The sequence below is a fragment of the Lactiplantibacillus sp. B652 genome, from assembly GCF_023806745.1.
Lineage (GTDB): Bacteria > Bacillota > Bacilli > Lactobacillales > Lactobacillaceae > Lactiplantibacillus > Lactiplantibacillus pentosus.
In genome coordinates this window covers 35,324-56,702 of sequence record NZ_JAMSKY010000016.1, presented here as the reverse complement: position 1 = coordinate 56,702, position 21,379 = coordinate 35,324, and the positions used below count along the sequence as shown (strand labels likewise).

The 21,379-nt window shown below is 47.5% G+C and carries 23 protein-coding genes; 7 read left to right on the top strand and 16 right to left on the bottom strand.

The window, feature by feature from the left end; translation table 11 throughout:
* Positions 1-238 precede the first annotated feature (238 nt).
* From MZO40_RS15135 to MZO40_RS15125, 3 genes are all read right to left on the bottom strand, one after another.
* Positions 239-1,393 carry an MFS transporter gene (locus MZO40_RS15135; protein ID WP_162936985.1) on the bottom strand — a complete coding sequence of 385 codons (1,155 nt, stop codon included), beginning with the start codon at positions 1,391-1,393 and terminating at the stop codon, positions 239-241.
* Positions 1,393-1,824 carry a MarR family winged helix-turn-helix transcriptional regulator gene (locus MZO40_RS15130; protein ID WP_050339061.1) on the bottom strand — a complete coding sequence of 144 codons (432 nt, stop codon included), beginning with the start codon at positions 1,822-1,824 and terminating at the stop codon, positions 1,393-1,395. Before MZO40_RS15130 ends, MZO40_RS15135 begins: the two co-directional genes overlap by 1 nt.
* Before the next feature lie 1,167 nt (positions 1,825-2,991).
* Positions 2,992-3,873 carry a sulfite exporter TauE/SafE family protein gene (locus MZO40_RS15125; RefSeq protein ID WP_003637954.1) on the bottom strand — a complete coding sequence of 294 codons (882 nt, stop codon included), beginning with the start codon at positions 3,871-3,873 and terminating at the stop codon, positions 2,992-2,994.
* Positions 3,874-4,135: 262 nt separating this feature from the next.
* On the opposite strand from MZO40_RS15125, the gene MZO40_RS15120 reads away from it, so the two are divergent.
* Positions 4,136-4,579, top strand: coding sequence for a MarR family winged helix-turn-helix transcriptional regulator (locus MZO40_RS15120; protein ID WP_105961964.1), 444 nt, complete (start codon positions 4,136-4,138; stop codon positions 4,577-4,579).
* 267 nt (positions 4,580-4,846) lie between these two features.
* Positions 4,847-6,178: an APC family permease gene (locus tag MZO40_RS15115; RefSeq protein ID WP_088769936.1), complete on the top strand. Its 1,332-nt coding sequence runs from the start codon at positions 4,847-4,849 to the stop codon at positions 6,176-6,178.
* A gap of 232 nt (positions 6,179-6,410) precedes the next feature.
* Here the strand turns inward: MZO40_RS15115 and MZO40_RS15110 are convergent, their stop codons facing one another.
* The 4 genes from MZO40_RS15110 to MZO40_RS15095 are packed head-to-tail and all read right to left on the bottom strand — an operon-like array spanning position 6,411 to position 9,319.
* Positions 6,411-7,064, bottom strand: a complete 654-nt coding sequence (locus MZO40_RS15110; protein WP_003637951.1) for an amino acid ABC transporter permease — start codon at positions 7,062-7,064, stop codon at positions 6,411-6,413.
* A gap of 16 nt (positions 7,065-7,080) precedes the next feature.
* A complete protein-coding gene (locus MZO40_RS15105) occupies positions 7,081-7,722 on the bottom strand; it encodes an amino acid ABC transporter permease (protein WP_003637950.1) in 642 nt (213 codons plus the stop codon).
* Positions 7,722-8,558 (bottom strand): transporter substrate-binding domain-containing protein, encoded by an 837-nt coding sequence (locus MZO40_RS15100; protein ID WP_050339068.1) that lies wholly within the window; start codon positions 8,556-8,558, stop codon positions 7,722-7,724. Before MZO40_RS15100 ends, MZO40_RS15105 begins: the two co-directional genes overlap by 1 nt.
* A gap of 20 nt (positions 8,559-8,578) precedes the next feature.
* Positions 8,579-9,319 carry an amino acid ABC transporter ATP-binding protein gene (locus MZO40_RS15095; protein ID WP_105961963.1) on the bottom strand — a complete coding sequence of 247 codons (741 nt, stop codon included), beginning with the start codon at positions 9,317-9,319 and terminating at the stop codon, positions 8,579-8,581.
* Between the two features lie 511 nt (positions 9,320-9,830).
* Between MZO40_RS15095 and MZO40_RS15090 the strand changes: the two genes are divergently transcribed.
* Positions 9,831-10,082, top strand: coding sequence for a hypothetical protein (locus MZO40_RS15090; protein ID WP_088769937.1), 252 nt, complete (start codon positions 9,831-9,833; stop codon positions 10,080-10,082).
* 244 nt (positions 10,083-10,326) lie between these two features.
* On the opposite strand, the gene MZO40_RS15085 is transcribed toward MZO40_RS15090, so the two are convergent.
* Positions 10,327-11,319 carry a D-2-hydroxyacid dehydrogenase gene (locus MZO40_RS15085; RefSeq protein WP_105961962.1) on the bottom strand — a complete coding sequence of 331 codons (993 nt, stop codon included), beginning with the start codon at positions 11,317-11,319 and terminating at the stop codon, positions 10,327-10,329.
* 2 nt (positions 11,320-11,321) lie between these two features.
* Positions 11,322-12,515, bottom strand: coding sequence for an aminotransferase class I/II-fold pyridoxal phosphate-dependent enzyme (locus tag MZO40_RS15080; RefSeq protein ID WP_082230269.1), 1,194 nt, complete (start codon positions 12,513-12,515; stop codon positions 11,322-11,324).
* Positions 12,516-12,561: 46 nt separating this feature from the next.
* On the opposite strand from MZO40_RS15080, the gene MZO40_RS15075 reads away from it, so the two are divergent.
* On the top strand, positions 12,562-12,792 hold the full coding sequence (locus MZO40_RS15075; RefSeq protein WP_252133385.1) for a hypothetical protein: 231 nt from the start codon (positions 12,562-12,564) through the stop codon (positions 12,790-12,792).
* Between the two features lie 113 nt (positions 12,793-12,905).
* The gene (locus tag MZO40_RS15070) at positions 12,906-13,550 is read left to right on the top strand and encodes an HAD family hydrolase (protein WP_225083542.1); all 645 of its coding nucleotides are present in this window, start codon (positions 12,906-12,908) and stop codon (positions 13,548-13,550) included.
* Between the two features lie 923 nt (positions 13,551-14,473).
* Here the strand turns inward: MZO40_RS15070 and MZO40_RS15065 are convergent.
* From MZO40_RS15065 to MZO40_RS15050, 4 genes are all read right to left on the bottom strand, one after another.
* Positions 14,474-15,292 (bottom strand): DUF6681 family protein, encoded by an 819-nt coding sequence (locus MZO40_RS15065; protein ID WP_088769941.1) that lies wholly within the window; start codon positions 15,290-15,292, stop codon positions 14,474-14,476.
* A gap of 3 nt (positions 15,293-15,295) precedes the next feature.
* Positions 15,296-15,817 (bottom strand): hypothetical protein, encoded by a 522-nt coding sequence (locus MZO40_RS15060; RefSeq protein WP_056952504.1) that lies wholly within the window; start codon positions 15,815-15,817, stop codon positions 15,296-15,298.
* 140 nt (positions 15,818-15,957) lie between these two features.
* On the bottom strand, positions 15,958-16,401 hold the full coding sequence (locus tag MZO40_RS15055) for a Fur family transcriptional regulator (protein WP_003637937.1): 444 nt from the start codon (positions 16,399-16,401) through the stop codon (positions 15,958-15,960).
* Between the two features lie 109 nt (positions 16,402-16,510).
* Positions 16,511-17,092, bottom strand: a complete 582-nt coding sequence (locus MZO40_RS15050; protein WP_050339075.1) for a guanylate kinase — start codon at positions 17,090-17,092, stop codon at positions 16,511-16,513.
* Between the two features lie 149 nt (positions 17,093-17,241).
* Here MZO40_RS15050 and MZO40_RS15045 point away from each other — a divergent pair, with 149 nt between their 5' ends.
* A complete protein-coding gene (locus MZO40_RS15045) occupies positions 17,242-17,391 on the top strand; it encodes a hypothetical protein (RefSeq protein ID WP_003637935.1) in 150 nt (49 codons plus the stop codon).
* A gap of 82 nt (positions 17,392-17,473) precedes the next feature.
* Here MZO40_RS15045 and MZO40_RS15040 read toward each other — a convergent pair whose 3' ends face one another.
* The 3 genes from MZO40_RS15040 to MZO40_RS15030 form a co-directional block, all read right to left on the bottom strand.
* Complete coding sequence (locus tag MZO40_RS15040; protein ID WP_021336720.1) at positions 17,474-17,890, bottom strand: bis(5'-nucleosyl)-tetraphosphatase; 417 nt, start codon at positions 17,888-17,890, stop codon at positions 17,474-17,476.
* A gap of 53 nt (positions 17,891-17,943) precedes the next feature.
* The gene (locus MZO40_RS15035) at positions 17,944-18,753 is read right to left on the bottom strand and encodes a pyridoxamine kinase (protein WP_225366783.1); all 810 of its coding nucleotides are present in this window, start codon (positions 18,751-18,753) and stop codon (positions 17,944-17,946) included.
* A gap of 353 nt (positions 18,754-19,106) precedes the next feature.
* Positions 19,107-19,577, bottom strand: a complete 471-nt coding sequence (locus tag MZO40_RS15030) for an AP2 domain-containing protein (RefSeq protein WP_105961960.1) — start codon at positions 19,575-19,577, stop codon at positions 19,107-19,109.
* A 346-nt stretch (positions 19,578-19,923) separates the two neighbouring features.
* Between MZO40_RS15030 and MZO40_RS15025 the strand changes: the two genes are divergently transcribed.
* The gene (locus tag MZO40_RS15025) at positions 19,924-21,327 is read left to right on the top strand and encodes an amino acid permease (protein ID WP_105961959.1); all 1,404 of its coding nucleotides are present in this window, start codon (positions 19,924-19,926) and stop codon (positions 21,325-21,327) included.
* The last annotated feature ends 52 nt before the right edge of the window (positions 21,328-21,379 follow it).

Genomic DNA, 21,379 nt, shown 5'->3' with positions numbered 1-21,379 from the left:
AAAACTTTATTTATCGAATTCAAATTGAATTCAAAATCAAAATCGAAAAAAAGAACCCAATTCGTAAATGAATTGGATTCTAAATATAACTTCATCAACACCGGTTGACAGAGACCCCCTTTTTGTCATATTCAGCTTGCTCAAACGATTAGCGGACGTCCATCGTTTGAGTATTCATCAAGTTTCAATTCACATCTTCGTACCATTTTAACTCAAGGCATTTTAATTTACCGCCGTTTTAAGCCAACCCCCGCCGGCTCACAAGATAGACGATCACAATTAGCGGCAACGTCACCATCATGACCGGGTAGAACCAGGTCATCGACAGTACACTGGAAATCAGCCCACCAAAAATCGGTCCCAGTGACATCCCTAAGTCGACGCCAATGTAAAACGTACTGTTGGCCAAACCATGGTCGGCTTCTGGTACCAGCGTTAGCGCCTTGGCCTGACAGATTGAAAACATCAAGCCATAGCCGGCCGCTAAACCGGCCGCGCCCAACAAAAGCATCGCCCAGTTGGTCATATCCGTTAGGCCAATTAAGCCCAGCAGATTAAAAATCAGGCACAACCAGATGAACCGTTTAAATGGCACCCGGTCAAACCAGTCACGTAAGATCAGCCGCAAGACGAGTAAAATCACCGCGTAAACTGGGAAGAAGATCCCAGCGGCCACGTGAAAATGACGCGCGGCCACGTAGCTAACGATATAGGTCTGCGTTGCGAAGTATGGTAAAGAAAATAAGAGCAAAATCAGCGCAACTGGAATCACGCGCGGCTGGACGATGCGAAAGTGCCGTTGCTGTGCATCCGCCTTGGGCACCGCCACCGGTTCACCGTGGTCACCCACAAATTGAATCATGATCACCAGTAGTAAGCTACAACCGGCTGCTAGCCAGAAGACACTTTGATAACTGTAATGCTGATACAAAAACACACTGATTGCGGGCCCACAAGCCATGCCGAGGGCGTTTGCTAATCCATAAATCCCCATCCCTGAACCAATCCGGTCGGGTGGCAGTAGACTAGCCATCCAGGTCGCCATGCAGACGGAACAGAGGGTATAACCCAGACCATTCACGATTCGCAGTAGCATAATCAGGGTAACATTTGTCGTCAAACTGTAACCGAGACTAGCTAATAGTAACAGACAGCCCCCAATAAAGGTCAACCGGTACTTCGACACCCGGTCAGTCAGATTACCTGCCAGGGGCCGCAAAACTAAGGATGTGAGGTTGGTCAACCCAGCAATCACCCCCGCTAGCACCGAACTCGCCCCGATACCATGGGCAAATCCGGCAATCACCGGGTTGATCAACATCGGGCTCATTAGGAAGAAAAAACTCGCTACTAGGACTAACTTCACATCTGGCGTGTATAAACGCGTCTTCATCAATTCTCATCGCTCTCTAAATTTTGATTGACCTGTCGTAACAAATCTAAGAATAACTGTTGTTGCTGCTCATCGAGGTGCGCAAACATCTGCGCGCTCGTTTGCCAACCGTGTTGCCGTAACTGGGCGCGTTTGGCACGGCCGCTCGCCGTCACCACCACCTGCTTGGCCCGTGCGTCCGTGGGACTGACCACTAATTGGACGTAGCCGCGCGCCTGTAGCCGTTGGACAATCAAACGAGCCGTCTGGTGTGTGATACCCTGGCGCGTCTTAAACGCCGTCACCGTCTGCTTAGGATGATCGGTAAAAAAGACGAGCGCATCCGCCTGCTCAGTCGTTAATCCGACCGTTCTTAAATGTTGATTACGGCGGCGCGTAATCTGCCTGGCCAGCACTAGGACTTGCCTAGCCACCATTTCATCATGATTCATCCCATCACCATCCCTATCTTTTATACAGCTAGCTGTGTATAATGTCAAGATTACACGTGCTGTTAAACTGATAGGGTCAGAGGACTGTAAAACGTTACATCCCCATTATGTCAGCTGCGTTGGTCAGGTTCTATGATTAAATCATGCCAAGTATGGGGCTTACTGTTCGTCTGCCGGTGATCGTCCTAATCCGACTTCCGGGGCTGGCTGACAATTGCTGGAACGTAAGCCGACATCGATTTGAACTCACGCAGAAAATCACTGCGCAATTTCAAATACGAGTCTTATTCTAAGCCGGAAGAAGACCACTTCCAGCTAAGAATAATTTGGCTACTGAGCATTGTCAGCCAGCCCCTACAGTCGGGAAGCCGCTCGAATGGCGGATGAACAGCCACCTAACTAGGCACAATTGAGCACTGAACACTAGGTGACTGGCCCTTCAGTCAAACTTTTATTCGGTGTCGTTGATGCTTTATGACATTTGGGCACCCAGAAGATTACCTGAATATTCTTCATTCATCTCAATACCAATAATTTCAGCGGCACTAGTCTTGCAACTAGTCTGTAAAATTGCCTTCATTTAGAATTCAAAGCTTTACTATTTCAGATGATTATACAAGATTCTATCTGGCAAGTTCAGTGATGTTGACTGCCAAAATCCTAAAGCACGAGTAAGGAAGCTTATCTATCATCAGAAACCAGTCTGACAGTTGAACGTGAAAATGACCTTATGCCAAGGAACCAACGACTAACTAACGAAAAGTTGGGTCCGCACACATCTGCCTTTCGAATACCATCCCGGCTGGAAGGTATTCTGGGCAAGGCCCAGTGGTGAAATTTCACTTAGCAAGCGTCTTGTGCTTGGTTGGTGAAAGACCAGTATTTAAGACGTGGGTTTCCGGCTTAAATCTGTGTCCACCACGTTCCGGCCATTGCACAGAATGCCTGGAAGACGGAGTAGGACGCAGCATATAGCAGGTTTACGCTAACTCGCACTGTTTCCAGCGATCCTCAGCTGGCTGCTTTTGAACTTGATAATTGGTATGATTTGATCATTTTTATGCTAAACAATAATCAGCACAACGCGTAACCGAATCACATCATCAGCCCACAAAAAAAGTTGTTAGCTCATGGAACGCTTAACAACTTCGCTGCTATGATTCAAATTTAGGATAGCGCATTTTTCTGCCGTTGTGCCGTCTGCCAGAGTGAAAAGGCCGTCCAACAACTGACGAGCACGATTAGCCAACTGAGGGCTGTTAAAGAAAGTGACTTAACGAGCGTCGCCGCAACGACTACACCCAGAATGCCGCCTAAGATAATTCCAAACAACCCGCGGTAATCGACACGGTCATGCCGAATGAAATTAACTGACGAAATCGGCATTAATAATGCACAGGACAACATCATGATTGGAAAAGCCGCAATCGGTGTCAAACCTAAGAAGTACACCATGACCATGCAAGGTGCGTACAGACCGACTCCCGCTGACATTAACAGGCCTAAAATAAAGTTACCCACGATTCCGGCAATCAACTTCCAGCCCACCAGGCCAGTTGCTTGATTGGCGACCCCTAATAAACTAATCAAACCTAGTAGTTTGGCCGCCATTAACAACGCCGTCACAATCAAAGCGCCAGCCATGATCAATTGGACCCACCGTTGATTGAGCTTCGTCATAACTTCACTACCTACTAATGCTCCGATTGTCGCGGCCAGCACCAAACTGATCAGTGTGACCGGGTCGACGGTGACCGCCGTCACAAAGAAAAAGGCCTCAAAGGCGGTCGGAATCGCATGCATCGTATTTAAGGTTCCCGGCAATTGGCGTTCATCTTTTAAATAGTGACTGGCTTGAAAAATCGCCGTTGAGACCACAAAACTGCCGATCCCCAACGTATCCAAAAAATCAGTCACCGCGCCAATCACCATTCCAAAACCAAAGGAATGGTCAAAAATAGCAGCGCCTTGGCGTTTTGCACCGGCTAACAGTAAGCCAAATAACCCGATGCTGAAAATCGCCAACACTATCACAATTGCAATGACCATCAATCTAACCCCACTCTCTTACTTACTCGTAGCATTATACTGTATTTCACCCGTCGAACCAATTATTTTTATCGCAGTCGAGTCTGAAATGAATACACTAAGATTCGGCAAACGGTTACAATAACAATCCGCGACTAGCTTGCAGGACCCTGCAGCCCATATGTTATCGATTATATGCTATAATCCAGGCAATTAGATTGCATACAATCTGTTTTCAAGTTTTCTTATTCAACCAAAATTACAATAGAAAGGTGGTCATAATATGAACACAGCCCCCATTCGACCGCTTGACGAGCACATCTGCTTTTCGGCCTATACGACGGTTCATGCGATTCAACGTTTATACCAGCCAACCTTGGCCGAACATCATCTCACGTACCCGCAGTACCTAGTCTTAGTGGCACTCTATGCTGATCCGCCCAAGGCCGTTCCCGTCAAAAAACTGAGCGCCCAGCTCGACTTGAGTACGGGCACCCTTACGCCAATTTTAAAACGGATGACTAAGGCCGGTTTGATTGCACGTCAACGCAATCCACACGATGACCGTAGCGTGCTCATTACCTTAACGGAAGCCGGGGTCACGACGCGCAAAGTCTTGAACACCCTGCCTAACATTTTAACGGAACGCGGCGGACTGGACAAAGCTGAATGGCAACAGCTCCAGATGTTGATGAATAAGCTGATGCGTAACTTGACCGACCAATAAAACAGATAATATCTGTATATAAATAAGTTGCTGCATAAACCACTTATGGCACAATCAGCCTTGTCACCGCCACTCTGAATCTTCTGTAGCTCCAGGAAACCGACTAGATGGTTTTATCGAACTTTCCTATTACTAAATCGTTATTAGTTCGGATTTTGACGTTATCAGGCCCATGAAAGGGCGATATTTCGTTGTCAGCGTCGGTAATCTCTGGTATGCTAATTGCAATCATTTATAATTTGACTGCTCCAAGGAGGAATTCAGGTCATGCAGGAAACAAAACAAGAAACGACCTTGAACCGTTCACTCGGTTTTTGGTCGGCACTTTCACTCGTCGTGGGTACAGTTATTGGCTCAGGAATCTTCTTCAAACAGTCATCCGTTCTGGACAGCGCTGGTTCACCCAGTGCGGCGCTACTTGCTTGGCTGCTCGGTGGACTGATCACGTTGACGGCCGGCCTGACGATTGCCGAGGTTGGCGCGCAAATGCCGCACACTGGTGGCCTCTACGTCTACATGGAACAAATCTATGGCAAGCTCTGGGGCTTCCTTTCTGGCTGGATGCAGATTGCAGTCTACGGTCCCGCCATCATTGCCTCGATTGGCGCTTATCTAGGGATTCTGTTAGTCGGTTTCTTTAATTTGAGTTCTGGCTGGCAGGCGCCTCTTTCAATCGGTGTTATCGTTTTGATTGGGATTTTGAATATGTTCGAAAACCGCTGGGGCGCGGCCTTTCAAATTGCCACGACACTGGGTAAACTATTACCGATTGCGGCAATTATCATTTTCGGGCTGTTCTTCGGTAATCAAAACGCCTTTGGACAGTCCCTACATACGATCAGCCAATCAACCGGTAGTTTTGGGGTGGCGGTCCTCGCAACGTTATTCGCCTACGATGGTTGGATTCTAGTTGCCAACCTTGGCGGCGAGATCAAAAATCCCCAAAAGTTATTGCCCCAAGCCATTATTTTGGGCATCTCACTGGTGTTAATTGCCTACACCCTTGTAAGTTACGGTATCTTGCATTTTGTTCCAGCCGCCACAATCCACAAACTAGGGCAACAAACGACTTTGTACTTTGCTCAGGCGGCGTTTGGTACGATTGGTGGCCGGTTACTGAACATCGGGATCATTATTTCGATGGTCGGTTGCTTGAACGGAAAAATCATGACGTTCCCCCGTATTGTATATGCGATGGCGCACCAGAACCAGCTTCCATTCGCCAAGCAACTCAGCTTTTTGCACAAGAAGTCGCATGAACCAATTGTGGCCACCATTGCCATCTTAGTGTACGCCAGCATCATGATTCTGTTCTTTAATCCCGACCGGCTGTCAGACCTGTGCATCTTCACAGTGTACTGCTTCTACGTCGCGACGTTTGTGGGCGTCTTTCTCCTTCGCAAACGCAATCCAGCATCCGCGCGGCCATTCTCAACACCAGGATTTCCAGTAACACCGCTGATTGCCATCTTAGGCGCCCTGTTCGTGATTATTAGTGAGATTGGCTCTGACCTCTCCGGCGTGCTAATTTCACTAGTCATCGTCGCAATTGGCGTTCCGATTTATTATTGGAAACGGCGGCAGAATGCCACACGCTGATTGCGAGAAAACTTTAGTCTAAATTCAAATTAGAATAAGGCAGGATTGTAAAAACGAGCACTGACAGAATTAAATGTTCTGGCAGTGCTCGTTTTTCGTGACTATTTTGATTTATGGCGTTTTAATATTCGTCAGCAAATCATCGACCTAATTTGACCTCCAGAGCTTGCTGTTTCTGGCCTATAAAAACCGCACAAAAAAATCGCCCCACAACGGAACGATTTTTAACACCCTATGCCAACTTCTTGTCCAGCACCCGTGATAAGACGGAGAGTGCGTAACAGATGATGAAGTACATGACTGCGATCATCAAGAACATTGGTAAGATGTAGGCTGAATTTTGCCCGTAAATAATTTGTGCGTGGTTCAGTAATTCTGGTAACACGATGATGGTGGCCAGTGACGTATCCTTGATCAAGGAAATGAATTGGCTCACGATCGTTGGAATCGTCTTCTTGATGGCTTGTGGGAAGACGATATGCCACAACGCCTGTACGTAGCTCATCCCGTTGGCGCGGGCGCCTTCCATTTGGCCATAGTCCACCGCGAGGATCCCAGAACGAATGATTTCAGCTAACATGGCTGATTCGAAAATCGTCATCGCTAAGATTGCTGCGAAGATAATGCCGGGTTTGAAGCCCAGATGTGGCAGGCCAAAATAAGTAAAGAAGATGATCAAAATTAATGGTAAGTTCCGGATGATGTCGACGATAAAGCCGACCACCGCTGACAAGTACTTGATTTTAACGTAGCGGAGCACCCCTAAGACCGAGCCGATAATAAAACTGGCAATGATGGAAACGACGGACACTTCCACCGTGACCCAGAGTCCTTCGAGCAAGAACCGGATATTTATCCACGAATAAGCTTGAATAAAGTTTTGCATGAAACGTCGCCCCCTTCTAGTTAGCTAACTTCTTCTCGAGATGCCGCATGTAATAACTGAGCGGTAGCGTAATCACCAGGTAGAAGCACCCAACGACCACGTAACTGTTGATCGTATCTAGTGATAACGACGCAATCGAGTTCGCTTGATACATCAAATCAAACCCAGCCACGAAGGCTAACACTGACGAGTTCTTCACCAAGTTGATGAATTGGTTACCCAATGGTGGGATGATGATTTTGAAGGCTTGTGGCAACACGATTTTGCTCATTGCTTGCCAGTAGGTCATCCCATTGGCACGGGCCCCTTCCATCTGACCGGGGTCCACGGATTGAATCCCAGCCCGGACCGTTTCGGCGATGAAGGACGACGTATAAATCGTCAGCCCAATCGTCCCAGCGGTAAAACCGTCGATTTTGGCGACGTACATCGGAATAATCACGTAGAAGAACATCGCGATGACTAGCAATGGAATGTTCCGGAAAACTTCAATGTAGACCCGGCCGATGATGCGCATCGTGCGACTAGGCAAGACTTCGAAGATCGCGAACATCGTCCCGATAATCGTACTAAATATCAAAGCGATCACACTGGATAACAACGTATATCCGAGACCTTGAATCAGCTCTGACCAATAATGCGTTAGAATGTATCCCATTAGCGTGACGCCTCCTTATAGTCGAAGCCGGCCACGTTCCCAAACCACTTCTTCAAGATGCGGTTATACGTCCCGTCCGCTTCAATTTCTTTTAATGCTTTATTTAATTCCTTTTTCAATGGCGTTTGCCCTTTGTTAACGGCAATCCCGTAAGGTTCCTTCGTAAAGGTCCCGCCGACGACTTCGTAACCTGGGTTTTGAGCAGCCATCCCGTAAAGGATCCCGTTATCAGTCGTCAAGGCAACCCCTTGGCCTGATTTCAAGGCCGTCATTGCTTGTGCGTAGTCTGACAACTCTAGCACCTTGGCCTTAGGCGCCACTTTTTTGATGTTTTCAACGGAGTTTGCCCCCGTAACACCTAGAACCTTCGTGCCAGTTTTATTCAAATCTTTGACCGATTTAATCGAACTGCCCTTCTTCACCAGCAACGATTGCCCGGCATCAAAGTAGGAATCGGTAAAATCAACTTGTTTTTCCCGTTCAGGGGTGATGGTCATCGTGGCGATGATGGCATCGATATTCCCGTTTTTCAACAGCGGAATCCGCGTTTGACTCGTCACTTGCACAAACTTGGCCGTGGCGTCTTTACCCAACACCCGTTTTGTGAGGGCTCTAGCGATATCAGCGTCAAACCCCTTGATGGTGTTGTCCTTAACGTCCATCAACCCAAATAACTTCGTATCAGCTTTAACACCCCAAGTGATGGTCTTGCTAGCCTTATCATTAGTCAAAACGTCTTGTTTCGATAACGACTGCCGTGAACCGCAAGCGGTTAAGACCACCACTAGCACGGCGAGCATGCTGAGTGCGCCAATTAGTCGTTTTAGCTTCTTCATTCGTGGTCCTCCCCTACAAATTAGTGTGTAATAATTTTACTCAAGAATTGACGGGCCCGTTCATTGGTTGGTTGACCATCAAAGAATTTTTCCTTCGCATCGTCTTCCAGGATTTCGCCGTCAGCCATGAAAATAACCCGGTCCGCAACTTCACGGGCAAAGCCCATTTCATGCGTCACGACTAACATGGTCATACTGGAGTCTTCCGCGACACTCTTCATTACGTTCAACACATCATCAATCATTTCTGGGTCCAGCGCAGAGGTTGGTTCATCAAATAACAGGCACTTCGGCTTCATCGCGAGCGAACGCGCAATCGCGATTCGTTGTGACTGGCCCCCAGATAATTGACTTGGAAAACTGTTGGCTTTGTCAGCCAAGCCGACGCTATCTAGTAAGTCCATCGCCAGCTTTTTATTTTCCACTTCTGGCCGTTTTAAGACTAACCGCGGTGCAATCATAATATTTTCGAGCACCGTTTTATTGGCATATAGATTAAAGTGTTGGAAGACCATGCCGACATTTTTACGAATCTTGTTCATATCCGTCTTGCGGTCCGCCAAATCAAACCCATTGACTAACAACTGACCTGACTGGACTCGTTCCAAACCATTGACGGTTCGAATCAAGGTACTCTTGCCTGAGCCAGAAGGTCCGATCAAAACAACTTTTTCACCTTCATTAATCGTTAAATTGATATTTTTGAGGGCGTGAAAATCACCATAATACTTTTCGACGTCGTGAAATTCGATCATTGACATTGCAGTCACCTTCGCTTTCTCTATCAGCCTATTGACTGACGGTCTAGAATTATTGCATTAATTTATAAAGTTAAGAAATCCTTATTCTTCGTTAATGCTATTTAAATAGTTTAATACATAATTAGTAATTTTGTCAAAAAGGAGTCAAATATTGTTCGATATCAATAAAATAGTGAGAAAGTCATCCGCTGTTTTCAGTTAAATTAACTGAATCCATTTAGATATCTTGAACAATCTAGTCATAAGTTCGCCTATAATTCGTGTTTTATCAGCATTTTTCAGCCTTGTAATAAGAATTTATCAATACACTTAATAAAAATTTTATTATTCCGACCCGCTCATTAGGTCAATCATACCACTACCGCAGCCAACCAATGCTTCTCAGGCATAAATTTCATGATTTGACCGGTTAACAAACGACCTTAACGCTTCGTTAATCCTTTCGATAAGCTTTCTTTACTAATCCCTGCTAGACTCATTTCAATGACAATCATCGATAGGAGCTGATTAAATGTTAATTGACCAAGCCACCAACATGACCAATATTATCGCCGCTCAAATCATCAAGGTGTTTTATCCATTTGTCATCGCCAAAACGGAGACTGGCGAATACTTGAGCCTCAATTTATCGACCAACGAACAACGGGACCCACTCTTCTGGGATGAACTGCGCAGCATCTTACAAGCAAAACTCTGGGTGCCAATCGGTCGCCACTATCACCAGTTGCTCGACAACGGCTGGTTAGCGGTCGGCATCAGTTGACGATTAGTTGACGTTTAGCTGACCCTTCACCTGACATGGCTCTGGCAGGTATCCGACTGATTTCATCCGTTCAATTTGCACCCAAACTTAGCCCCATATAATTGAATCACACTTAAATTTAAATAGTCGCTTCAAGAATTTACCATTAAATTCCCGAAGCGACTATTTTTCAATCAATTAACACCATTATCAGCGTCTTACTCAACCGTCGCCGTGCCCACACCGCGTCTGGTTTCAAGTTTAGTTAAAAGGCATGTTCACTCGTGCCACCGTTCAGAATCGTCACGACGTCATCCAAACTAATCTCGACCATGTTTTTGACCGCCAGATTCGTGTAGAAGCCGACATGTGGCGTAATGATCACGTTCGGCATCTGCATGAGTTGCGCCACGTTGGTATCTTGCAATACTTCGCCCTGATGGTCTTGGTTGAACAACTCATTTTCACCTTCGACCGTATCCAGCGCACAGCCCGCGATTTCGCCTGCTTTTAAGGCTGCGACCAGGTCAGCCGTCACAATGACTGGCCCCCGTGAGGCGTTAATAATGTAGGCATCCGACTTCATGACTTTTAACGCCGCTGCGTCAATTAAACCTTGCGACGTTGGATTGAGGTCCACATGCAAGTCGACCACATCCGACTGCCGTAACAAGTCTTCCTTAGTATCGACGTAGGTCAAAACGTCGGTTAACTCAGGATGCCGTACGACATCGTAGGCAATCACCTTAGCGCCGAGACCGTGGAACAAGCGGGCTGCCGTCCCACCGATTCGACCAGCGCCAATAATGCCAACGGTTAACGACCGGATTTCACGTGCTTGCAACCCCGCCCACTGGAAGTTCTGTTGGCCGATACGTTGGTCAAACAGTTCCAAGTTCCGAATCAAACGCATCGTTTGTGCCACCGACATTTCAGCAACTGAATTCGGCGAATAAGCCGGTACGTTGGTGACCACTAACCCGGCAGCCTTGGCAGCGGGAATATCGATCGTATCGACCCCGGCCGTCCGACTGGTCAATTGTTTCAACCCAGCCGCAGCCAAATCCTGATACAAACTAGCATCGCCGCCAATTGGACTCCGTTGTTGAATGACGAGGCCATCGTAACCCTTGACCAAGCCTGCAGTATCCGGGTGGAATTCTAAGTCATTGGTATCGACCTGAATTTGGTGTGCTACAGCCCACGCTTGAATGGCATCCTGTTCGTCATCGCGAACACTATACATTAAAATTTTCATGATTACTTGGCCTCCTGTGCTTTGCTGGCAACGTATTGACTGATTCGTTCAACGGCCGTCTTCAAATCGGCCATGGATGCGGCATAACTGATGCGAACGTAGCCTTCACCACCAGGGCCAAATGAACTTCCGGGAATCAATGCGACGCGCGCCTCATGAGCTAATTCACGACAGAATGCCATACTGTCTTGTGGCAACCCGGCCGGAATCTTACTGAATAGGTAGAATGCCCCTTCTGGTTTGGCAGATTTGAAGCCCAGTTGATTTAACGCGTCGTACAAGTAATCGCGACGGGCCTGGTATTCGCGCTTCATTTGTTGCGCGTCATCGAGGCCATTTTTGAGTGCTTCCGTCGCGGCAGCTTGGGCATTGGTGGTCGTCGAAGTCACCGTGAATTGATGAATCTTTCCCAGTTGGGTCGTAATTGCCTTAGGCGCACACATGATGCCAATCCGCCAGCCGGTCATCGCGTGTGACTTTGAGACCCCGTTTAGTAAAATCGTCTGCTCTGGTAAGTAAGATGCAATCGATTCATGCCGCTCCCCATAGGTCAGTTCACTGTAGATTTCATCTGATAAAACGAAGATTGGTTGGTCCGCTAAGACAGCCGCCAACGCCTTCAAATCATCATGCCGATACGTCACACCAGTGGGGTTCGATGGGAAGTTCAAGACGACGGCTTTGGTCTTAGGATGGTCGTTGAGCGTCTGTTGTAATTGTTCTGGCGAGAGCACGAAGCCGTTCTTGGACGTATCCATAAATACCGGCGTGGCGCCCGCCAACTTCACGATGGCAATGTACAATGGGAAGATGGGCGTCGGAATCAAGACTTCATCGCCAGGATTCAAAATTGAACTTAACGCCGTGTAAATGCCGCCAGTCGCCCCCGCGGTAATAATCACTTCGCTTGCTGGGTCATAATGCACATCGTATTTTTTCGCTAAGAAGTCGGCTGCCGCAGTTCGTAACGCCATCGTCCCATTCGAAGGCGCATAGTGACTTTCATCGTTTTCGATACTCTTAATCGCGGCCTGCTTAACGTGTTCCGGTGTATTGAAATCTGGTTCACCGAGTGTTAAACGAACGATGCCGGGGATCGACGCGATCTCGGCGTTGAAGGCTAAAATATCAGACGGCTGAATCGCCGCGATTTCATGATTCATTTGTTGGACGAGTGTTTCTGCATTAATTGACATAGGGGTTCCTCCCGAATTTTAGTTAAGTTTAGTTGGTGGAAGCGGCTTGGATCAGAGCGAAAAAAGCGCACCCTCTGAAAATTCAAAGGGTGCGCGACAACGCAAATACAGAATTATTAGCCACCCTTGGAATTTTCAAACATCCATGGGCGCCGTTAAATCACAAAATACTTTTGGCAACCGCATCGATGCAAACATCGGATTCGTGTTTGCACCTAAGCAGCGGGCACAAACACTAGCGAAAATACCAAAAGTAAAAGCTAGTTCTAGATTTTAATGAATTTAACGGTAATGACATATCATTAGCTCCTCATCAATTGTTAATCTAACTATAATGGTTGTTGTCAGCACTGTCAAGGGTCAATTTGGTATACTGAGAGTAAATCCACTTTGGAAGGAACGATTATTATGACTTACCAGGCACTGATGTTTGATATTGACGGGACGTTAACGAATAGTCAACCAGCCTACACGACGGTGATGCGGGAAGTTTTGGCAACTTATGGCAAACCGTTCAGCGATGCGCAGGCCCAAAAGACTTTTCCGATGGCCGCTGAACAAGCCATGGCCGAGCTCGGTATTGCTGCCAGTGAATTCGACCATTTTCAGGCACAGTATGAAGATGTGATGGCGAGTCATTACGATGAAATCGACCTTTATCCAGGCATCACGACCTTATTCGAACGGCTACCTGCTGACTTGCGCCTCGGTATCGTGACCTCACAACGTCGCAATGAACTTGAAAGCGGCATGCGCAATTATCCGTTCATGATGCGGATGACCGTGACCATCAGTGCCGACGATACTGAACGGCGGAAACCCGACCCACAGCCATTGTTGACGGCACTCGGCATGGTCAACGTTGCGCCAGAAAACGCCCTCTTCATCGGCGATTCGCTGAGTGACGAACAAACGGCCCACGCTGCCAACGTTGACTTTGGTTTAGCTTCCTGGGGGATGGACCCGAATGCGGAACACGTGCATGTGGCGCACCGGTTTGAACAACCATTGGATATTTTGGAACTCTTTAAGTAATCGACGGTCAGTTAAAAATTCGTTATCCTGCTTAACTAAGACGAAACCGGTAGTTATCTGAATTCAGATAGCTACCGGTTTTTGCGCGCTTTTGAATACTTGTGATTTACTGCTTACATTGAAACGTGCTAAATGCCACAGTCAGCTCCGCTTAACCCTGTTCCGCTAATCATCCCAAAACCGGATGACCAGCCCGAGTTCTACCTAGATAGCCGAAACGTGGTTCTAAAGGCAGTTTGGGCCGCTTAACACTAAAAGGGCCATCATCCAAGCCCAGGATGATAGCCCTTTTACCTACCGCTCTCTATCTTTACAGTCGAAACGTGCTAAAAGCCACAGTCAGCTCCGCTTAACCCTGTTCCGCTAATCATCCAAAAACCGGATGACCAGCCGTTCTACCTAGATGGCCGAAACGTGGTTCTAAAGGCAGTTTGGGCCGCTTAACACTAAACGGGCCATCATCCAAACCCGGGATGATAGCCCTTTTACCTACCGCTCTCTATCTTTACAGTCGAAACGTGCTAAAAGCCACAGTCAGTTCCGCTTAACCCTGTTCCGCTAATCATCCCAAAACCGGATGACCAGCCGTTCTACCTAGATAGCCGAAACGTGGTTCTAAAGGCAGTTTGCTCCGCTTAACACTAAACGGGCCATCATCCAAGCCCAGGATGATAGCCCTTTTACCTACCGCTCTCTATCTTTACAGTCGAAACGTGCTAAAAGCCACAGCCAGCTCCGCTTAACCCTGTTCCGCTAATCATCCCAAAACCGGATGACCAGCCGTTCTACCTAGATAGCCGAAACGTGGTTCTAAAGGCAGTTTGCTCCGCTTAACACTAAACGGGCCATCATCCAAGCCCAGGATGATAGCCCGTTTACCGTTAATGCTCACAAACTAACCGCCTTTAGAACCACTCTTACTCTTACCCTTGCCTATCCTCATACGCCACCTGCGCCGTGACCTGGTAATCACCTGGCTGCTCAATGGCTGAGGTCCGACCTGCGATTTTGCTCATGCCGCCCGTGATCACTGTTGAAGCAAGATACAGCTTGTAGTCCTCATGGGCATCGTGGACATCCGTCAAGCCGACCTTCGTAATATGCCCGACCGGTGACTGGTCCATCTGGTTGATACCCGCATAGATGACCAAGCGATGGTTTTCCAATTTCAATTGTGAAAATGGAATCTGAATCCCCTGCCCAATCGCATATACCGGTTCGCCGGTTGCTTGGGCCTGCTGGATGACCGCATCATCACTCATGCCACCGTAATCCAACCGCACGATATTAGCCGCTTGCAACTGATCGACGATTTGATGCACATTTTCCTGTTCGGTATGCGACGTTTTGACCGTGGCCGGCAATAATTCCTGACCATCAAAAATCCCATTGGCCGGAATGTAGGGTTGTTGCTGGTTATTTTGCGCTTGCTGTTCAGCGGCCAACGCTTCCTTTGGTTTACCGCCTAACAATTTTTCAATTTTCGGTGATAAATCATACTTGGCTGTCTTATTAGTAAAGTAATAAATCACGTTTAACGTAATAAAGTAAATCAACGCCAAGAAGACTAACATGTAGAGGATACCGCGTAACCACGCACCGTTTTGCATCAAGCGGATGGCGACGTAGCCCAAATACAGGTTACCAGCGATACCAATGCCAATATAAATTTGATTTTTAATCTTAACATTGACGTTGACGTACCCCAACGCATGATTAATCATATCTAAAATACTAAACATTCACTATTCGCTCCCGTCGTCAGTAGTAGTCGTCGCTGACTGTGTGGTCGTCGAGCTGGACGTCGTCGTTGCACTTGATGAGGTCGTCGATGAACTATCATCATCGTCATCATCCGTCGTCGTGGCGGCACTGCTGCTACTGCTTGAAGCATCGTCGTCATCCGTCGTACTAGAACTTGTATCCGTCGTCGAACTCGACGTACTGCTGGTCTTGTCCGCGCTACTGCTGTTATCGTTGTCATCTGTATTGCTACTACTACTGCTACTTGAGTTGTTATCTTCATCATCCGTGGATGAATCCGAACTCGATTTGTCTTTGGATTTACTTTCATCGGAGCTATCATCAGCGGCCTTCTTCTTCGCACTGCTTGAAGTCGCTGACGAGCTTTTGACGACACTGCTGCTGGCCTTGGCACCATTCACAGTATGGGTGGTTTTATTAACGACCACGTTGGTTGCGCCGAGCGCTAAAACGATCGACACGATTGCAAATGGTGAAATAAATGGTGGTGTTCGATAAGCCATCGATGTCATTCCCTTCTGAGGCTTTCCTGTTATTCTTTCTAATCTATAATTAAACCATGCTCACGGGTAGAATGCACTAATTCCAACCCAAATTAATAAACTCTTTACCGCCAGCCGCCATAAAAAAAGCCGACCTTTCGTCAGCTATTCAACGCTTGTTTTTTCGTACAGTCCGCACACAACCCATAAATCTCGATTCGATGCCCGGTAATCGTGCAACCAGGCAGTTGCGCTTCGTATTCATCCAGCGGACAAGCCTCGAGTTCCGTGACCTTGCCACAGTTCGAGCACACAAAATGATGATGGTGCTGGTGCTTGAAGTCACACTGATACTTCACGAGCGTCTGGTTCGCCTGGGCTTTCAATTCGAGTAGGCCCAACGTTTCAAATTCCTTGATATTTCGATAAATGGTATTGTGGCTCATCCCTGAAAATAGCGTACGCATATGCTCATCGACTTCCGAGATGGCGACGTAATGGTCCTGATAGGTGACCAGATAATCTAAAAGTGCTTGCCGCTGCTTGGTAATCTTGAGTTGATTACGGCGTAAAATCGCGACGGCTTGTTCAATTGGTGTTTCCATTGCTTGTTGCCTCCTACCGACCAGGACTCGACTAAATCATAATCATTACTATTTAGTTTAGCATAGTCACCGGTAAAAGTGAATCTTGTTGCCCGGTGAATCCAACGAGCTAGTCCTTAGAAACGGCATTCGGCGCACCATACTCTGCCACTAGTTGGTCCAGTTGACGTTGTGTGGCCTGCCACTCATCATTGACCAACACGTGTGCGTGCCCGACTAACCCGGCTGGCAACGCTTGGTCCCGTAAATATTCCTCACTGGCGACCCGTTTTTGGATCCGGCTTGGTTGGTCACCACGCTTAGTCAACCGCTCAATCAGTGCTTCTTGGTCCGCAACTTCCAGGTAAATCACGACGGCTTGCTCACCTAACTCACGGGCATAAGTAATCGCGCCCGCGGTATCCAAGACGATACTAATTAATGGCGAGCGTTCCCAGGCGGCCGCTAAGCCTTCCCGTGAAGACCCGTATTGATTGCCACTGTATGTGACGTGTTCGAGGTAATGTTTGGTTGCAAAACTAGCCGGCGTTTCAAAGTAATAATCACGGCCACTCACTTCGCCTTCTCGCGGTGCCCGGGTGGTATGAGTGATAACTTGCGGAATCTGATACTGCGACCACAAGTAATGGCTGACCGTTGTCTTGCCACTCCCAGTCGGGCCAGTAATCACAAAGATGCGTTGCTTTGTCAAAGTAAATTAACCTCCATTTTTAGTCCATGTAAAGCTTTTCATTTGCGTTAGCTCGGTAAACCGAGTATAGTAACGAGATTGTAAGGTTCAAATAGATGATTCACGCATCTCGTAGCAAACCAACAATTTTCAGAAGGGAGTTTTGTCATATGCAATTTCAAAAAACGAATAGCTGGTTCAGCATTGTTTTAGATACGCAACGCCAAATGTTTGTTGCAACTGACAAACTTCATCCAGAATTGTTCGCTGAAGGCGTAACAATCGAAGATGCAGTTGCAAACTTAAAAACTCAGGCCTAAGCCACATCTAAAAAAAGTTGTTTAAAAATTACTGGTACCGTTTATGCGACGGCACCAGTAATTTTTTTACGCTCGTTCAGGCTTACAGGTGTTGTTCAATGTACGCATTCGCCTGGTCCAGCATTTTTTTCAAGTTATCGTAAGTCAGTCGTTCGCGGGCTGCGGCATAGTCAAACCAGCCAATCGCACTGATTTCAGCTTTTTGCCGCGTCACCACCACGCCACTCGGCACTTCACTGACAAATAGGGTCACTTGCTTCAAATTGCCGTTTGGTAAATCGTACTCCGTGTACGCTTTAAAATTCGTATCCAACGTCGCGTCAATCTGCGTCTCCTCACGAATTTCGCGTTTGGCTGTTTCCGCTAAAGTCTCGTTGCCTTCAACGTGCCCCTTAGGGAACCCCCAGAAATCACTGGTTGCGCTCTGCAATAATAAATAAGCGGGATGACCGTCTTTTTGCTGATAGACGACCGCGCCACTTGCTACTTCTGTACTCATGAAGTCGCACCTTCCTAATTATGAATTACGTCTTAGTATAACATGTTCCAGGCTCAATGAACGCTCAAAATTGCACGAAGCAGTTGGCCCAAGGCAATCCCTTGACGCTCATCTGTTCGTTGCTGCGCAATCGTTTCGGCGACTGCAAGATGCAACCACTGATTGGCCCGCTTCAAGGCAGCCGCTAAGTCGACGCCCTGCCCTAACAGTCCCGCAATCACCGCTGCGAGCGTGTCGCCGGTGCCATTATAGTGACCGGGTAACCGTGGCTGACCATAGAATTGAACCGTGCCGTGATCATCTAGCCACGCACAGCCGATCTCTTTACCCCGCTGGACATCCGTAATAACCGCATGTGCCCCGGGCTTTAGTTGCTGTTGTAGCGCTGGCAAGATGGCCGTTAAATCGGGATTTTCTTGATACGGCATCCCCGTCAACAACGCCGCTTCAGTCGTATTTGGTAAAATGACATCCGCGTGTTTGATCAAATCACGCATCGCGTCGACATACTGCTGATCAAAGCCCTGATACAGTTTGCCTAAGTCGCCTAAAACTGGGTCGACCACTAATAAGTCTAACGGTTGTTGGGCCAAATACTGCGTCACTAATTGACACAGTGGTACCGAGCCTAGATAGCCAATCAACGCCTGGTCAATCTTCAGTTCAGCCTGCGTCCAATGTTGAAAAACCCGTGGCAACCAATCTGCTAAGTCGACCACGGCTGGTGTCCCGTAACCACTTGTATGCGTTGATAATAAACTAGTCGGTAATGCCGCGACCTCGTATTGCATCGCCGTTAACACCGGTAAAGCCGCACTCAGCGAGATTCCCCCAACTGCTGATAAATCCTCGACAACTAACATCGTTGACACGGACGTCGCCTCCTTCTGATAAGTTGTTTAGTGCTTATTCTATCAGAACTCAACCACCCTGTAACCCGCCTGCACCGAATTGATTGGATTTCAAAGCAACCATGGGGTGAAACGCTCATCTTTGAAATTGCTCAGTGATTTTCTGCGTGAGTTCAAATCGATGTCGGCTGCGTTCCAGCGTTGTCAGCCGGCCCCGGAAGTCGGAGTATGACGAACAAACACTGACGCAACTCACCAATACGTCTACTTTTAATGATTCTGCATTTGACCAAACACGAAAAAGAGGCCCTTCCTCCGCGCCCCTCATTAGTCGGATGTTCTCCAGAACTGTACAAGCTAGTTATTTACTCCTGATGTAACAAATATTGTTGTTCAATTGCGTGCCGGGCCCGCACGGCATCTTCAAAATGGTCAAAGTGCTTGTTGAGGACATAGTGGCCCTTAAAGTAAAAGTGTGCGACCCACGAATGCGACTGCTTGTCGTAGCTCACGCCAACCACGCCACTCGTATTGCGCTTGGACTTCTTGAGTGAGCTCACATCCGTGTGATGGTCATGAATCTTCAAATTCCGTGGATCACCCATCCGTGACACGACTTCCGGATTATTGAAGATATTGCGCCGACTCTGTTCAGCTGCCAAGCAGCCACAACTCCGCGTCTTGCCGTGGCGCAAAACGTAAGAATCTACGACACAAGTGCGCCCACACGAACACTGACAAAACCATAAGGCATTGCCATTTTTCGCCCGTCCTGCCCGATACATCGCTGTTAACCGCCCAAAGTGTTGCCCGGTAATATCGATTGCCGCTGCCATTTTAATCCCACCATTCTTGAAATAAACGCTATTGATAACAATATTATAAGCTTTAGCGTATCGATTTAACAGTTTAACGTATTAACTTCGCTTAGATTTTGATAATTACTGGTCTTAACTGTATTTAGACAGTGTTTATCAACTAGCAACTATCCGTCATCGGCTAATTTTTCGCCATCATAACTTGGCCGTTCTGCAAAACCAGCGGAGCCTTCCTTAATTATTAAGAATAAAAAGTGTTAGTTCTAATTGACTTTTAATAATCAACCACGGTATCATATGAGCATGGCAAATTGTCGATAATGACAATCAACTGTTACAAATAACCAAAAAGGTGGTCCATGTTATGGGGATTTTCCAGCGCATCTTCCAAAAAGAAGATTTAGAGCGCTATTTACAAAAAGACAGTCATTTTGAACGCACCCTCTCAGCAGTCGACTTGATTGCGCTGGGTATCGGTGCCGTTATCGGGACTGGTATCTTTATTCTACCCGGGACAGTCGCCGCAACTAAGGCCGGTCCCGGCATCATTTTATCCTTCGTCCTAGCCGCCATCGTCTGTGCGGTGGCCGCAATGTGCTACGCCGAATTCGCTTCGGTGCTGCCGATTGCCGGTTCGGCTTACTCATACGGCAACATCGTCTACGGCGAAATGATTGGTTGGATCATCGGCTGGGCCCTCGTCCTAGAATACGTGCTCGCCGTCGCCACAGTGGCAGTCGGTTGGGCAGCATATTTCAATTCGTTCATTGCTGGCTTCGGACTCAAGTTGCCGAAAGCCATTACTGGTTCGTTTGACCCGGCTCACGGCACTTACATTAACGTCGTCGCAATTTTAATTGTTTGTTTGATTGCTTGGATCATTGACACCGGCTTAAAGACTTCGATTCGTTTGAACAATATTATCGTGGTCGTCAAACTCGCCATTATCGTGTTATTCCTATTGGTCGGTTCATTCTACGTCAAACCAAGCAACTGGACGCCGTTTGCACCATTTGGCGGCATGGGGATTCTAAAAGGAGCGGCGGTCGTCTTCTTCGCCTACCTGGGCTTTGACGCCGTTTCGTCATCCGCTGCCGAGGTCAAAAATGCCAAACGCAATATGCCGATTGGGATTATTGGAACGTTGGTGATTTGTACCGTTTTCTACATCTTAGTTTCAGGCGTGTTGACTGGGATGGTTTCGTACAAGCAACTCAACGTGGACGATGCCGTTGCCTTCGCATTGCAACTCGTTCATCAGAACTTTGTTGCCGGCATCATCTCGATTGGCGCCCTCGCCGGGATGTTCACCATGATGGTCACGATGATTTACAGTAGTTCACGACTACTCTATTCCATCGGCCGGGACGGCTTATTGCCCCAGTTTTTAGGTAAAATTGACAAACATCACGCGCCTAAAAACGCCATGTTGACTGTGACAATCGTCATTTCGATTCTCGGTGGTTTGATTCCACTCGACCAACTCGCTAACCTGGTTAACATCGGGACACTGATTGCGTTTGCGTTCGTTTCATTCGGTATCTTATTGCTCCGGCGCAATCCAAAGCTCAACCAGATCAAAGGATTCCGGGTGCCATTTTATCCGGTCTTACCAATTATCTCGGGGTTACTGTGTCTGTTCATGATGACCCAACTTTCAGCCGAAACTTGGCTCGCATCACTAGCCTGGTTCGTGCTCGGTCTACTCATCTACTTCGGTTACGGTATCCGTCATAGTCGTATGAATAAGGCGGACGACGAAACTTAAAGCATTGTGGCTCATCGAATTTCAACATACCGGAAACAGACCCAGCCAATGT

What these genes read in the sequence shown, in the direction of transcription:
- MZO40_RS15065 (WP_088769941.1), bottom strand. Translation starts at nt 15,292, where the DNA reads ATGTTTAGTATTTTAGATATGATTAATCATGCGTTGGGGTACGTCAAC.
- MZO40_RS15080 (WP_082230269.1), bottom strand. Translation starts at nt 12,515, where the DNA reads ATGTCAATTAATGCAGAAACACTCGTCCAACAAATGAATCATGAAATC.
- MZO40_RS15040 (WP_021336720.1), bottom strand. Translation starts at nt 17,890, where the DNA reads ATGAGTACAGAAGTAGCAAGTGGCGCGGTCGTCTATCAGCAAAAAGAC.
- MZO40_RS15090 (WP_088769937.1), top strand. Translation starts at nt 9,831, where the DNA reads ATGTTAATTGACCAAGCCACCAACATGACCAATATTATCGCCGCTCAA.
- MZO40_RS15035 (WP_225366783.1), bottom strand. Translation starts at nt 18,753, where the DNA reads ATGTTAGTTGTCGAGGATTTATCAGCAGTTGGGGGAATCTCGCTGAGT.
- MZO40_RS15030 (WP_105961960.1), bottom strand. Translation starts at nt 19,577, where the DNA reads ATGGCAGCGGCAATCGATATTACCGGGCAACACTTTGGGCGGTTAACA.
- MZO40_RS15060 (WP_056952504.1), bottom strand. Translation starts at nt 15,817, where the DNA reads ATGGCTTATCGAACACCACCATTTATTTCACCATTTGCAATCGTGTCG.
- MZO40_RS15105 (WP_003637950.1), bottom strand. Translation starts at nt 7,722, where the DNA reads ATGGGATACATTCTAACGCATTATTGGTCAGAGCTGATTCAAGGTCTC.
- MZO40_RS15110 (WP_003637951.1), bottom strand. Translation starts at nt 7,064, where the DNA reads ATGCAAAACTTTATTCAAGCTTATTCGTGGATAAATATCCGGTTCTTG.
- MZO40_RS15120 (WP_105961964.1), top strand. Translation starts at nt 4,136, where the DNA reads ATGAACACAGCCCCCATTCGACCGCTTGACGAGCACATCTGCTTTTCG.
- MZO40_RS15055 (WP_003637937.1), bottom strand. Translation starts at nt 16,401, where the DNA reads ATGGAAACACCAATTGAACAAGCCGTCGCGATTTTACGCCGTAATCAA.
- MZO40_RS15135 (WP_162936985.1), bottom strand. Translation starts at nt 1,393, where the DNA reads ATGAAGACGCGTTTATACACGCCAGATGTGAAGTTAGTCCTAGTAGCG.
- MZO40_RS15115 (WP_088769936.1), top strand. Translation starts at nt 4,847, where the DNA reads ATGCAGGAAACAAAACAAGAAACGACCTTGAACCGTTCACTCGGTTTT.
- MZO40_RS15025 (WP_105961959.1), top strand. Translation starts at nt 19,924, where the DNA reads ATGGGGATTTTCCAGCGCATCTTCCAAAAAGAAGATTTAGAGCGCTAT.
- MZO40_RS15045 (WP_003637935.1), top strand. Translation starts at nt 17,242, where the DNA reads ATGCAATTTCAAAAAACGAATAGCTGGTTCAGCATTGTTTTAGATACG.
- MZO40_RS15095 (WP_105961963.1), bottom strand. Translation starts at nt 9,319, where the DNA reads ATGTCAATGATCGAATTTCACGACGTCGAAAAGTATTATGGTGATTTT.
- MZO40_RS15100 (WP_050339068.1), bottom strand. Translation starts at nt 8,558, where the DNA reads ATGAAGAAGCTAAAACGACTAATTGGCGCACTCAGCATGCTCGCCGTG.
- MZO40_RS15130 (WP_050339061.1), bottom strand. Translation starts at nt 1,824, where the DNA reads ATGAATCATGATGAAATGGTGGCTAGGCAAGTCCTAGTGCTGGCCAGG.
- MZO40_RS15085 (WP_105961962.1), bottom strand. Translation starts at nt 11,319, where the DNA reads ATGAAAATTTTAATGTATAGTGTTCGCGATGACGAACAGGATGCCATT.
- MZO40_RS15125 (WP_003637954.1), bottom strand. Translation starts at nt 3,873, where the DNA reads ATGGTCATTGCAATTGTGATAGTGTTGGCGATTTTCAGCATCGGGTTA.